15 protein-coding genes and 1 other annotated feature are annotated in these 13,685 nt (G+C 45.0%); all 15 genes read left to right on the top strand.

Annotated elements, in window-relative coordinates; translation table 11 throughout:
• The first annotated feature begins 338 nt into the window (after positions 1-338).
• Complete coding sequence (cysE, locus tag MKY99_RS27650; RefSeq protein WP_042192199.1) at positions 339-1,031, top strand: serine O-acetyltransferase; 693 nt, start codon at positions 339-341, stop codon at positions 1,029-1,031.
• A 49-nt stretch (positions 1,032-1,080) separates the two neighbouring features.
• Positions 1,081-2,490 (top strand): cysteine--tRNA ligase, encoded by a 1,410-nt coding sequence (gene cysS / locus MKY99_RS27645; protein WP_042192197.1) that lies wholly within the window; start codon positions 1,081-1,083, stop codon positions 2,488-2,490.
• Complete coding sequence (locus MKY99_RS27640; RefSeq protein ID WP_042192194.1) at positions 2,487-2,921, top strand: Mini-ribonuclease 3; 435 nt, start codon at positions 2,487-2,489, stop codon at positions 2,919-2,921. The genes cysS and MKY99_RS27640 overlap by 4 nt, the downstream gene beginning before the upstream one ends.
• A 37-nt stretch (positions 2,922-2,958) precedes the next feature.
• Entirely contained in the window at positions 2,959-3,723 is a 765-nt protein-coding gene (gene rlmB / locus MKY99_RS27635; protein WP_042131237.1) for a 23S rRNA (guanosine(2251)-2'-O)-methyltransferase RlmB, read from the top strand.
• Between the two features lie 2 nt (positions 3,724-3,725).
• On the top strand, positions 3,726-4,247 hold the full coding sequence (locus MKY99_RS27630; protein WP_076286854.1) for an NYN domain-containing protein: 522 nt from the start codon (positions 3,726-3,728) through the stop codon (positions 4,245-4,247).
• A 158-nt stretch (positions 4,248-4,405) separates the two neighbouring features.
• The gene (gene sigH, locus MKY99_RS27625; protein WP_036680496.1) at positions 4,406-5,050 is read left to right on the top strand and encodes an RNA polymerase sporulation sigma factor SigH; all 645 of its coding nucleotides are present in this window, start codon (positions 4,406-4,408) and stop codon (positions 5,048-5,050) included.
• A gap of 391 nt (positions 5,051-5,441) precedes the next feature.
• Positions 5,442-5,591 (top strand): 50S ribosomal protein L33, encoded by a 150-nt coding sequence (gene rpmG / locus MKY99_RS27620; protein ID WP_076099620.1) that lies wholly within the window; start codon positions 5,442-5,444, stop codon positions 5,589-5,591.
• Positions 5,592-5,611: 20 nt separating this feature from the next.
• On the top strand, positions 5,612-5,803 hold the full coding sequence (gene secE / locus MKY99_RS27615; protein ID WP_036680497.1) for a preprotein translocase subunit SecE: 192 nt from the start codon (positions 5,612-5,614) through the stop codon (positions 5,801-5,803).
• Positions 5,804-5,824: 21 nt separating this feature from the next.
• Complete coding sequence (gene nusG / locus MKY99_RS27610; protein ID WP_036680499.1) at positions 5,825-6,358, top strand: transcription termination/antitermination protein NusG; 534 nt, start codon at positions 5,825-5,827, stop codon at positions 6,356-6,358.
• 75 nt (positions 6,359-6,433) lie between these two features.
• Complete coding sequence (gene rplK, locus MKY99_RS27605; protein WP_042131235.1) at positions 6,434-6,859, top strand: 50S ribosomal protein L11; 426 nt, start codon at positions 6,434-6,436, stop codon at positions 6,857-6,859.
• 82 nt (positions 6,860-6,941) lie between these two features.
• Positions 6,942-7,634, top strand: coding sequence for a 50S ribosomal protein L1 (gene rplA, locus MKY99_RS27600; RefSeq protein WP_339267424.1), 693 nt, complete (start codon positions 6,942-6,944; stop codon positions 7,632-7,634).
• Between the two features lie 67 nt (positions 7,635-7,701).
• Positions 7,702-7,854: a sequence feature (ribosomal protein L10 leader region), on the top strand.
• Positions 7,855-7,918: 64 nt separating this feature from the next.
• Positions 7,919-8,422, top strand: a complete 504-nt coding sequence (gene rplJ / locus MKY99_RS27595) for a 50S ribosomal protein L10 (protein WP_042192187.1) — start codon at positions 7,919-7,921, stop codon at positions 8,420-8,422.
• A gap of 66 nt (positions 8,423-8,488) precedes the next feature.
• On the top strand, positions 8,489-8,848 hold the full coding sequence (gene rplL / locus MKY99_RS27590; RefSeq protein WP_036680508.1) for a 50S ribosomal protein L7/L12: 360 nt from the start codon (positions 8,489-8,491) through the stop codon (positions 8,846-8,848).
• Between the two features lie 211 nt (positions 8,849-9,059).
• Positions 9,060-9,659 carry a class I SAM-dependent methyltransferase gene (locus MKY99_RS27585; RefSeq protein ID WP_339267422.1) on the top strand — a complete coding sequence of 200 codons (600 nt, stop codon included), beginning with the start codon at positions 9,060-9,062 and terminating at the stop codon, positions 9,657-9,659.
• 423 nt (positions 9,660-10,082) lie between these two features.
• Entirely contained in the window at positions 10,083-13,628 is a 3,546-nt protein-coding gene (rpoB, locus tag MKY99_RS27580) for a DNA-directed RNA polymerase subunit beta (protein ID WP_042131231.1), read from the top strand.
• Positions 13,629-13,685: the final 57 nt, after the last annotated feature.

Below are 13,685 nucleotides of genomic sequence, written 5' to 3'. Positions count from 1 at the left end.
AGAACATGCGCCTGTGAGCTGCACGGTTGAACGATCCTAAAGGCTCGTTAGATCGCGCCGGGTACATCGCCGTTAATGATGCCAAGTGGAACGAAGGAACTCTGCCGATGGTAACAACAGCAGTCTGTTTGATTCGTTCAAGCAGAGTGGAACCGCGGTTAAACGTCTCTGCAGCTTTATGCTGCAGGGGCTTTTTTTGTTTCAGGGTATCTTTTCTAATATAACAAACCAAGCAAACACCCACAGCATATGTATGATAAGAATGATGGATTGGAGACAATACCTTCCTTGTGTACCTGTAAACAGGAGATGGGGGAGTCAAGAAGAGAGGAACCGTGATGTTTAAGCATATTAAGTCGGACATTCGGGCGGTATTTGATAACGATCCCGCTGCCCGCAGCTGGTTCGAGGTTGTCTTCACATATGCAGGGTTGCACGCCATTTGGGGTCACCGGATTGCCCATTCTTTTTTCAAACGCCGCTGGTATACAATGGCCCGTATGGTCTCACAGTTTAGTAGATTTATGACCGGTGTTGAAATCCATCCCGGAGCTGTCATCGGAAATAGGCTGTTTATCGACCATGGTATGGGGATTGTTATTGGGGAAACCTGTGAAATCGGTGATGATGTTATTATCTATCAAGGTGTTACACTTGGGGGGACAGGGAAAGAAAAAGGTAAGCGCCATCCCACAGTTGGCAACAATGTAGTTATTGGTTCTGGTGCGAAGGTATTAGGATCGTTTCGTATCGGCGACAATTCAAATATAGGTTCGAATGCGGTTGTGCTGCGTGAAGTTCCAAATAACAGTACAGTAGTAGGAAATCCGGGCCGTGTAGTAAAACGTAACGGTGAACGTGTATCCGATCGCTTGGATCATACCAAGATGCCAGACCCGCTTGTAGATTCACTTCGCTTTCTGCAAAAAGAGATCGAAGAGATCAGAGAGAAGCTTGGCGAAGAAGATAAGCAAAAGACCGCGCAGCGGCTAGTTGAAACTCAGCAGTACATTGGTGATTACGAAATTTAAGCATATCCGGTACTTAAGGAATCGGGACAACAGAAAGGGTTGGAATAGGATGGCTTTACAAATTTACAACACAATGACACGCAGCAAGGAGCAGTTTGTGCCCCAAGAGTCGGGCAAAGTGAAAATGTATGTATGTGGTCCAACCGTTTATGGATATATGCATATCGGAAATGCTAGACCTATTATTGTCTTTGATATGGTCCGAAATTATTTGGAGCAACTCGGCAATGAGGTACGGTATGTTACGAACTTCACAGATGTAGATGATAAACTCATACGCAAAGCAGAAGAAATGAACACTTCAGTAGCAGAGGTTGCTGAGATCTTTATTAATGCTTATCGTGAGGATCTTGAAGGGCTTGGAGTAAAACCGGCAACATTGAATCCGCGGGTAACAGAAAGCATGGAGCTGATCATTGGATTCATTAAAGAGCTCGAGGAAAAAGGGTATGCCTACGAGAGTGGTGGCGATGTATACTACCGTACTTCCAAATTTGAAGACTATGGTAAGCTGTCCCGTCAGAATCTAGATGAATTACAATTTGGTATTCGCGTGGAGGTAGACTCACGGAAAGAGAAACCTGAGGACTTTGTGCTGTGGAAAGCAGCAAAACCAGGTGAAGTGTACTGGCAGAGCCCGTGGGGAAATGGACGCCCGGGCTGGCATATTGAATGCTCGGCCATGGCAAGAGAGTTCTTGGGGGATACGATGGACATCCACGGGGGTGGACAAGATTTGCAGTTCCCGCATCATGAATGCGAATGCGCTCAGACAGAAGCTCTGACGGGTAAGCCACTCTCTAATTATTGGATGCATAATGGATTTATCAACATCGGTGATGAAAAAATGTCGAAATCATTGGGTAACGGTTGGCTTGTGAAAGATATCCGTGGGCAATTTAAAGCTGGGACTATTCGTTATTTCATGCTATCGACCCATTATCGTAATCCGTTGAACTTCTCGGTGGATTCAATGACTTCAGCTGAAAAGAGCGTAGAACGTATCTCACTTGCAGAAAGTAACGTTAAGCATCGTCTTGAACTTGCTGCTGAAGGTGCTCAGGGTGAGGTCAGCTTAGAGATTAATGATAAGTTATCTGCTATTGTGGCCAATTTTCATGCTAGAATGCAGGATGACTTTAATACCCCTGATGCGATTACCGCTATGTTTGATTGGGTGAGTCTTGCAAACCATACCCTTGCGAATAGTGAAGCAGCCCCTGCTGATTTTGCTGCGCTCTTGCAAGCTTTTGGGGAAATGAATGCTGTGCTGCGTTTGACACCTGAGCATGAGGAAGAAGAGATCGCGAGTGAAGAAGTTGAACGATTGATCGCGGAGCGGGTTGAAGCGCGTAAAAATAAGAATTGGAGCCGGTCCGATGAGATTCGTGATGAATTAGGTCGCTTGGGCATATTGCTTGAGGATACTCCGCAAGGAATGCGGTGGCGGCGGAAATGAGTGAGGAACGCAAGTTTCAGAACGGGTGGTTTCCTTACGAGCCTTCCAAACCTGCGCGACTCCTCTCGCCAATTGTGCTTGCCTATGTAGGAGATGCCATTTACGAAGTGTCAGTTCGCCAGTATCTAGTATCTCTTCCGAATTTGCGCCCAAACCATTTGCATCGCTCCGCTACAGGACTTGTATCCGCTAAGGCGCAGAGTGCAATTCTTGGATTTTTGGAGCCAAGTCTCACAGAAGAGGAAAAAGATGTCGCCCGTCAGGGGAGAAATGCTAAATCGGGAAGTATTCCTAAGAATGCAGATGTGCTTGAATACCGTCATGCTACTGCTTTTGAGTGTCTGATAGGTTACTTATACTACACAGGTCAACAGGAGAGAATACAAGAAATTGTGAATAGTGGCATACAGTTTATGTTGAAACAGCCGTGATAAGGCTTTTGCGAAATAGAGAATAGGAGAAGTGAACATGGAAGAAGATTTGAAGACAGAAGAGGAAATATTGGCTGGGAAGCATTCAGTGCTTGAGGCGCTTCGTGCGGGTCGTACATTAAATAAAATATGGATTGCAGAAACGGCTCAGAAGCATCTGACCGCACCAATCGTCGCTGAAGCACGTAAAGCGGGGATTGTCATTCAGCATGTGGACAAGCGTAAGCTGGATCAGCTTGCTCCTGGAGTTCAACATCAGGGGGTAGTTGCTCAAGCCGCGCCTTTTGCCTATGTCGAGGTAGATGATCTGCTGGCTGCAGCTGAAGCCAAAGGAGAGCCTGCATTCTTGATTTTGCTGGATGAGATTGAAGATCCTCATAACCTAGGGTCCATTCTGCGGACAGCAGATTGTACTGGAGTGCATGGAGTAATCGTACCTAAACGTCGTTCGGCTCAGATTACTGCTACCGTCTCCAAAACATCGGCGGGTGCCGTGGAATATGTTCCGGTTGCGCGGGTGACTAACCTAGGTCAGACCATTGATCGTCTGAAAGAGCAGGGAGTCTGGGTAGTAGGTACGGATGTGGATACAGATCAGAATCTGTTTGGATCCAATATTTTCACAGGACCGGTAGCTGTTGTAATCGGTAATGAGAATAAAGGGATGGGACGCCTGATTCGTGAAAAATGTGATGTATTACTTAAGCTGCCGATGGCCGGAAAGATCAATTCATTAAATGCCTCTGTCGCCGCAGGAGTCATTATGTATGAAGTGGTACGCCTTCGGCAACAGCAGGGATAACTATGGCCGACTGGCGCGATGTGCTGCTTGTGGACGGGTATAATATGATCGGTGGCTGGCCGGAACTAGCGGCACTGTCCCAGATTGGTATGCAGGAAGCACGCGACCGCTTGATGGATTTGCTGGCTGATTACCAGGCTTACTCAGGACGACGAGTTATTGCTGTGTTTGATGCATACCGCGTTCCAGGATTGGGTCGGTCATTTGTCCAGGGCAAAGTCCAGGTGTTTTTCACCAAGGAAAAAGAAACCGCAGATGAATGCATCGAGCGATTGGTTGGAGAATTTAGCAACCGACGTCGGCAGATCTATGTTGCAACAAGTGACTTTGTGGAGCAACATATTATTTTCGCCCAAGGTGCACTGCGGATTTCTGCAAGAGAATTGCACCTAGAAATTGAAGAGAACCAGAAACAAGTGAAAAAAGCTATCGAACCGGGAAGTATCAGTTCTACACGTCATTCTTTGGAAGACAAACTGCCTCCTGATGTGCGGAGTAAACTGGAAAATTGGCGTAGGCAGTGACAAGAGGAAAGATTTAGGTAATATTTTTATTCCATTTTATGCTATTCCAGATTGTTTTTGGACAAATCCGGTTGACGGTGTAAGGTAACATAATATATACTGATCCTATATTTCGCGAAGTAACGATGTGTCTTGCGTTGCAGCCGGGGGGATTCTTGGTGAGTGTCGACCTCAAGGAAATAATGCTATCCGAGTATGATTTCATAAGTGATGAAGATATTGTCGAGGCTTTCCGTGGTGGCGACAGTGGCGCATTGGAACACTTAATTAATAAATACCGTAATTTTGTACGTGCTAAAGCCCGCTCTTATTTCTTGATCGGGGCAGATCGTGAAGATATTGTTCAAGAAGGAATGATTGGTCTATATAAGGCTATTCGTGACTTTAAAGGTGACAAGCTCTCTTCATTCAAGGCTTTTGCTGAGCTCTGCATAACACGTCAGATTATAACTGCTATTAAGACGGCCACGCGTCAGAAGCATATTCCGCTCAATTCTTATGTTTCGTTGGATAAGCCCATTTATGATGAAGATTCCGACCGGACGCTTATGGATGTCATTTGTGGAACTCAGGTACTAGATCCAGAAGAGCTAATTATCAATCAAGAAGAATTCATTGGACTTGAAGATAAGATGGCGGAGATTTTAAGTGACCTAGAGCGTAAGGTTCTGATGTTGTATTTAGACGGACGATCTTATCAGGAAATTGCTGAAGATCTGAAGCGGCATGTGAAATCTATTGACAACGCTTTACAACGAGTAAAGCGGAAATTAGAAAGATATCTAGAAGTGCGTGACAATTAATGATATAATGAACACAAGAGGGCTCGTACATCGAGTTCTTTTTTTTAGTCTCATGAAATTGCTTAGATAGAATTAGGAGCTAACACCATAAATTTCTATTTGAGTCGATTTTAGTTGTTGCCGTTGAGGGTAGGTTTATACACAGTCGGAATGCCCCATAATGATAAGGAAGACAGCGAAGTGTGAGGAAGAGATAGACCCAAGGACAGGGTACGGCCATATGACTATAACACCCGAAATTACCCAGTGCAGAACGGAATTCTTTCGTTGACACAGACCTTGACATTATGCTAAAGTGTTTTAGGTAGGCCTAAATTCGCGGCTTTTTTTAGGATCAATATTTACGTCTTCTAATTGTAATGTTAGAAGGACGTCTCGGGAGGTGCACATCATGCGGGTAATTATCACTTTGGCTTGTACAAGTTGCAAACAAAGAAACTATGCGACTACCAAAAACAAGCGAAATCACCCCGACCGCATGGAGATGAAGAAATTTTGCAAGTATTGTAACTCGCAAACTCCTCATCGCGAAACCAGATAGTCTGTGGAGGTGTAGTCGGCATGAAACGTAGTTTCAAGTCTATGTTTTCCTTTTTCACTGAGAGCTGGAGTGAACTCAAAAAAGTTCGCTGGCCAAGTCGTAAAGAATTGACCAACTATACATTGATCGTTCTCGGTACAATTGTAGTTGTCGCTATTTACTTCTGGGTTCTGGACATCGGTATTTCCGCTGTGATTGAAGCGATTATTTAGAGAGGTCCCAGGTGGCTTGATATGGAAAAAAGATGGTATGTCGTTCATACCTATTCTGGGTATGAGAATAAGGTCAAAGCCAATTTGGAAAAGCGCGTTGAGTCCATGGGCATGGAAGACAAAATATTCCGCGTTCTTGTTCCTATGGAAGAAGAAATCGTAAACAAAGACGGTAAGAAAAAAACCGTTATGCGTAAAGTTTACCCGGGTTATGTTTTGGTGGAAATGGTTCAGACTGATGATTCCTGGTATGTTGTCCGCAATACTCCGGGCGTTACTGGATTTGTTGGTTCGACAGGCTCAGGGTCTAAACCAACAGCTTTGCTTCCGGAAGAGGTAGAACAAATTCTGAAGCATATGGGCATGGTTGAACCTAAAGCGAAGATTGATTTCGAAATCAAGGAATCCGTACGTATTATGGTTGGTCCGTTTGCGAATTTTGTGGGATCCGTGGAAGAAATTTTGGCTGACAAGAGCAAGATCAAAGTGCATGTGAACATGTTTGGACGGGAAACCCCGCTAGAGTTGGATTTCACTCAAGTGGAGAAAATATAACATAAGCTAAGGGTTTCTTGTGGGAGAGCGCCAATGGCGTTCGAAGACCACTATTTTTGCAAGGAGGTGTCACTCATGGCTAAAAAAGTTATTAAAATGGTGAAACTGCAGATTCCTGCAGGGAAAGCGAATCCAGCGCCTCCAGTAGGTCCGGCGTTAGGTCAAGCAGGTGTCAACATCATGGCATTCTGTAAGGAATTTAATGCTCGTACTGCCGACCAGGCTGGCTTGATCATTCCGGTTGAAATTACAGTATTTGAAGACCGTTCCTTTACGTTCATCACTAAAACCCCTCCGGCTGCTGTTCTGCTTCGCATCGCTGCTAAAGTAGAAAAAGGATCCGGCGAACCAAACAAGAAAAAAGTAGCAAAAATCGGCCGCGCTGCGGTTCGTGAAATTGCTGAAACAAAAATGCCAGACCTTAACGCTGCATCTGTAGAAGCTGCAATGCGTATGGTTGAAGGTACTGCTCGCAGTATGGGTATCACAATCGAAGACTAGTAGTTTTCGAAGAATCGGTCATTCGTGACCCGCAAGTATGTGGGAGGAATTTCCGCTAACACCACAAAGGAGGAACATTTTCATGGCTAAACATGGTAAGAAATACCAAGAAGCTGCTAAGCTGATCAACAGCGAAGCAACTTACGAGCCTTCAGAAGCTGTAGAGCTTGTGAAAAAGGCAGCGACTGCAAAATTCGACGAAACCGTTGAAGCGGCAGTTCGTCTGGGTGTAGACCCGCGTAAACAAGACCAAGCAGTTCGTGGTGTTGTTGTCCTGCCTCACGGCACTGGTAAAACACAACGCGTGCTTGTATTTGCAAAAGGTGAAAAAGCGAAAGAGGCAGAAGCTGCTGGCGCGGATTTTGTTGGTGATCAAGACATGATCAACAAAATTCAACAAGGCTGGTTTGAATTTGATGTCTGCGTAGCTACACCTGATATGATGAGTGAAGTCGGTAAACTGGGTCGTCTGCTTGGTGGTAAAGGTCTTATGCCTAACCCTAAAGCTGGCACAGTTACATTCGATGTTTCCAAGGCTGTGCAAGAAATCAAAGCCGGTAAAATCGAATATCGTCTTGACAAAGCAGGTCAAATTCACGCGCCAATCGGCAAAGTGTCCTTTGATGCTACACAATTGAACGATAACCTTAAAGCTCTTATCGACGCTTTGAACCGTGCGAAACCAGCTGCTGCTAAAGGTGTATACCTTAAAGGCATCTCGATTTCTTCCACAATGGGTCCTAGCGCTCGTGTGAACACAACCGTCTTCAGATAAATAAGGGTTGACTCTTTGGGTCGATTTTGATAATCTATAACAGTTGTGAAACTTAAGGTATCAATCTTAACCTTGAATATGCTTACCGTAGACAGTAGGTGCCTTAGTGCTTAATTCCCTACCGAGGTGTTGTGATAGAAACAAGAAGTAACGAGCTCGCTCGTATAACTTTCGTTTTATCAAGCCTTCGTGATTCTGCGGAGGCTTTTCTAATGCCTGCGTAGGAGCGGTGATACTTTCCTTGGAAAGGACGCCGACACATAAATTTTCAGGAGGTGTATACATTGGCAAATGCAAAAGTAATTCAAGCAAAACAGGATGCGGTTGACGTTGTTACTGCGAAACTGCAAAACAGTCTTTCAACTGTTGTAGCGGACTATCGTGGATTGAACGTTTCCCAAGTGACTGAACTGCGTAAGCAACTTCGTGAAGCTGGCGTTGAGTTTCAAGTCCTGAAGAACACATTGCTACGTCGCGCAACTGCTGCGGCTGAGTTGACTGAGTTGGATGAAGTTTTGACTGGTCCAACAGCTATCGCATTCAGCACAACTGATGCAGTAGCTCCAGCTAAAATTTTGAACGATTTCGCCAAGAAAAACGACGCTTTGAAATTGAAAGGCGGCGTAGTAGAAGGACGTGTCATCGACGCGGACCAATTGAAAGCACTGGCTGAGCTTCCATCCCGCGATGGTTTGCTGTCCATGCTGCTTAGCGTACTTCAAGCTCCAATGCGCAACTTCGCGCTTGCAGTTAAAGCTGTTGCTGAAAAAGAAGAACAAAGCGCGTAAGCCTTTGGCTCTTGCAGCATAAATCAATACCACAAACAAATTTAAATTATAAATGGAGGTTCAATCATGAGTAAAGAAGCAATCTTGGAAGCAATTAAAGGCATGAGCGTATTGGAACTGAACGACCTGGTTAAAGCAATTGAAGAAGAATTCGGCGTAACAGCAGCAGCTCCAGTAGCAGCTGGCGGTGCGGTAGCAGCAGTAGCTGAAGAGCAATCCGAATTTGACGTAATTTTGACAGGCGCTGGCGCTTCCAAAATCAACGTTATCAAAATCGTTCGCGAAATCACAGGCCTTGGCTTGAAAGAAGCTAAAGACCTTGTAGACAACGCACCAAAAGCAATCAAAGAAAAAGTAAGCAAAGACGAAGCCGAAGCTACTAAAGCAAAATTGGAAGAAGCAGGCGCAGCTGTAGAAGTGAAGTAATTCCTTCTATACTGAAAACCCCTTGAACTTGTTCAAGGGGTTTATTTTATAAAAATATAAGAAAGTATAAGTTTCACATTATACTTTATCTTTATATTTCTCGCTTGAACGCTTACCGTCCTTATAAGGACATCAGAGGCGTTTATGCTTGATAGAGTTAGTAGGGTTGTGTGAATACAAACTATTAACATAAAGGAAAGGGAGGATAGAGATGTCGCAACATTATTATTCGCAGCAACCGGAAGTGCGTCATGACAGACGTACCATCGACACCTTTCTAAGAGGCAAAAGCTTTCGTTTCACAAGTGATGCGGGTGTGTTCTCTAAAGGAGACATCGATTACGGTAGTCGAGTTCTCATTGAAGCTATGGATATTCCGGACGGTTCAGCAGTGCTTGATGTGGGTTGCGGATATGGACCGATAGGCATAAGTGCAGCATACCTAGCCCCCAAAGGGCAAGTTACGATGATTGATATTAATAGTCGTGCGGTAGAACTTGCGCGTGAAAATGCCCAGCACAATGGAATCCGGAATGTTACGGTAATGGAAAGCGATGTGCTCGGCGCATTGAATGAACAACAAAAGTTCGATGTGATTCTTACCAATCCTCCGATACGTGCAGGAAAAGCTGTAGTGCATCAGATTTTTGAAGAAGCTTATGAGCATTTAAATGAGGGTGGATTTCTGTGGATTGTCATTCAGAAGAAGCAGGGCGCTCCATCAGCGGTAGCTAAACTTGAAAGCTTGTTCTCAAATGTAGAAGAAGTGGGCAAAGATAAAGGTTATCGTATTATTAAAGCTCAAAAATAAAAATCAATAGGTTATTGACATGTGATAGTGATAATGGTATTATTATAAAATGTCAGTATTAAGATAGGCTCCATGTCTTTAGTTTGCTGAAAATGTCAAGCGATATATTGTCGCCGGCTAGCGCAAGCCGCACGGCAAGTTTTTTGCGAATTGGTTCTCTATGCTCTGGCGTAGCGAGTGTTACGCGGTAATAGATAATAGCGCATAAACTGTTGCTTGGTGACGTATAATATGTACGTTTTGGGCAAATCTACTGGATAAGGAGTATTTTGGTCATGGATAAGTGCGCTCTTTTTTCGAAGATTTCGATAAGGGCTTTTCTTTTATTTATGACTGAATCCTTGTAGTATGGTTCCATTATACGGTTCCAAACAAGGGTTCGCAATCAATTTTTAAGTGAGTAGACATGAGGGGTGAGTAAAGTTGGCAGGACATCTTGTTCAGTATGGTCGACGCACTCGGCGGAGCTATGCGAGAATTAACGAGGTACTCGAGGTCCCGAACCTGATCGAGATCCAACAAAAATCTTATGATTGGTTTTTGGAGGAAGGATTGCGGGAAATGTTTCAGGACATCTCGCCGATCCAGGATTTCACAGGTAATTTGGTACTAGAGTTCATTGATTACAGCCTGGGTGAACCAAAATATACGGTTGACGACGCTAAAGAGCGGGACGTGACGTATGCGGCTCCTCTGCGTGTAAAGGTGCGGCTCATTAATAAGGAGACCGGTGAGGTCAAAGAGCAGGAAGTGTTCATGGGAGATTTCCCGCTGATGACGGAGACCGGCACTTTTATTATTAACGGTGCGGAACGGGTTATTGTCAGCCAGTTGGTTCGCTCTCCAAGCGTCTATTTCAGCACAAAAGTGGATAAGAACGGCAAAAAAACCTACACCGCCACAGTAATCCCGAACCGCGGAGCCTGGTTGGAACTTGAGACCGACGCTAAGGATATTATGTATGTTCGTATCGATCGGACTCGTAAAATTCCTGTTACCGTACTTTTGCGTGCTCTCGGTTTCGGTAGTGATGCCGAAATTCTGGAATTGCTTGGCAATGATGAATATATTCGCAATACGCTGGATAAAGACAACACGGACTCCACGGAGAAGGCGCTTATTGAAATTTATGAGCGTTTGCGTCCGGGCGAACCGCCGACACTAGACAATGCCAAAAGTTTGCTGGTCGCGCGTTTCTTTGATCCAAAACGCTACGACCTAGCTAATGTAGGCCGTTACAAAATCAATAAAAAGCTACACATTAAGAACCGTCTTTTCAATCAACGTCTTGCTCAGCCTTTGGTTGACGAAGCTACAGGAGAAATCCTGGCTGAGTCCGGTCAAATGGTCGATCGCAGACTGCTTGATGAATTGATTCCTTACTTCGAAAAGAATGTTGCCTTTAAGAACTACCGTGTTACTGGTGGAGTTATGGACAGCGAAGATATTCCTCTTCAAACAATTGACGTATTCTCGCCAATTGAAGAAGGTCGGGTTATTAAGCTGATCGCTAACGGCAACATCGATAAGTCTGTTAAGCACATTACTCAAGCTGATATTATATCCTCGATCAGCTACTTTATTAATTTGCTTCACGGAATTGGTAATACCGATGATATCGACCATCTGGGTAACCGTCGTCTGCGTTCTGTGGGTGAACTTCTGCAGAATCAGTTCCGTATCGGTTTGTCCCGTATGGAGCGCGTTGTGCGTGAAAGAATGTCGATTCAGGATGCTAATGCAATTACGCCTCAAGCTCTGATCAATATTCGTCCGGTTATCGCGTCCATTAAAGAGTTCTTCGGTAGCTCCCAGCTGTCTCAGTTTATGGACCAGACGAACCCACTTGCGGAACTTACGCATAAACGTCGTCTGTCTGCACTCGGACCCGGTGGTTTGACACGTGAACGCGCGGGCTTTGAAGTTCGTGACGTCCATCACAGTCACTACGGCCGGATGTGTCCAATTGAAACACCGGAAGGTCCGAACATTGGATTGATCAACTCCTTGTCCACCTTTGCTCGTATCAACGAATACGGCTTTATTGAAGCTCCGTATCGTTGGGTAGATCCAAAGACAGGTAAGGTAACTGAACAAATCGATTATCTGACTGCTGATGAGGAAGATAATTATGTAGTTGCTCAGGCTAATGTATTGATCGATGAAGATGGCTCCTTTAAGGAAGACATGGTAATCGTTCGTTACAATAAAGACTCTGACAACATTACAACAATGCCAAGTAATCGTGTAGATTACATGGACGTTTCGCCTAAACAGGTCGTATCCGTCGCTACGGCGCTCATTCCGTTCCTTGAGAACGATGACTCCAACCGCGCTCTGATGGGATCTAACATGCAGCGTCAAGCCGTTCCACTTCTAATTCCTAAAGCTCCGCTCGTCGGAACAGGGATGGAACATAAATCCGCTAAGGATTCTGGCGTGTGTGTTGTTTCTAAATATGACGGTATTATCGAACGCTCTTCAGCTAATGAAATTTGGCTGCGCCGGGTTGAAACTGTCGAAGGCAAAGAAGTTAAAGGCGATATCGTTAAATATAAATTACACAAGTTTATGCGTTCTAACCAAGGTACCTGTATTAACCAACGTCCTCTAGCTAAAAGAGGGGATATTGTTAAGAAGGGTGACATCCTGGCGGACGGTCCTTCTACAGAAATGGGCGAACTTGCTCTTGGTCGTAACGTAGTCGTTGCGTTCATGACTTGGGAAGGTTACAACTACGAGGATGCGATCCTGTTAAGTGAAAAGCTAGTTAAGGAAGATGTATACACTTCGATTCATATCGAGGAATACGAATCCGAAGCTCGTGACACTAAACTGGGACCTGAAGAAATCACACGTGATATTCCAAACGTGGGCGAAGAAGCTCTGCGCAATCTTGATGAGCGTGGAATTATCCGCATCGGTGCGGAAATCAGTGCTGGTGACATTCTAGTTGGTAAGGTTACTCCTAAGGGTGTAACTGAATTGACTGCAGAAGAGCGTCTCCTACACGCTATCTTTGGTGAGAAGGCTCGTGAAGTACGGGATACCTCTTTACGTGTTCCTCACGGTAGTGATGGTATTATCGTTGACGTTAAAGTATTTACACGTGAGAACGGCGATGAGCTGCCTCCTGGCGTAAATCAATTGGTTCGTGTGTACATCGCTCAGAAACGTAAGATTTCTGAAGGTGACAAAATGGCCGGACGTCACGGTAACAAGGGTGTCGTTGCTCGTATCCTGCCAGAAGAAGATATGCCGTTCCTTCCGGACGGTACGCCGGTACAGGTTGTTCTTAACCCTCTAGGCGTTCCTTCTCGTATGAACATCGGACAGGTGCTTGAGGTCCATATTGGTATGGCCGCATTGCGTCTGGGAATTCACATTGCAACGCCGGTATTCGACGGAGCACGTGAGTACGACGTATTTGATACGATGGAAGAAGCTGGCATGCAGCGTAATGGTAAGACTGTATTGTACGATGGTCGTACAGGTGAACGCTTCGAACGTGAAGTTACTGTCGGCGTCATGCATATGATCAAACTAGCGCACATGGTTGATGATAAGATTCACGCCCGTTCAACAGGACCTTACTCACTAGTTACGCAACAGCCACTGGGTGGTAAAGCTCAGTTTGGTGGACAGCGTTTCGGGGAGATGGAAGTGTGGGCGCTTGAAGCTTACGGTGCTGCATATACATTGCAAGAAATTTTGACTGTAAAATCCGATGACGTGGTTGGTCGCGTGAAGACGTACGAATCCATTGTCAAAGGTGAAAATGTACCGGAACCAGGTGTTCCTGAGTCGTTCAAGGTATTGATCAAAGAACTGCAGTCCCTGGGTATGGATGTTAAGATTCTTAGTGGTGACGAGCAGGAAATTGAAATGAGAGAATTGGACGATGAGGACGAGACGTCAGGCGACAAGCTGAGCCTGAATTTAGAAGGCGCAGAAGTCGGAGTAGAATAATCACGTTGGAGCTTTTGAGTTCCATTTTATAAAGGACCGCGCCCTCTTTTGATGTAA

The organism is Paenibacillus sp. FSL R5-0470 (genome assembly GCF_037975205.1).
GTDB lineage: Bacteria > Bacillota > Bacilli > Paenibacillales > Paenibacillaceae > Paenibacillus_AQ.
Note: the sequence above shows the minus strand (reverse complement) of the source record. Positions and strands in the feature narration are given on the sequence as shown.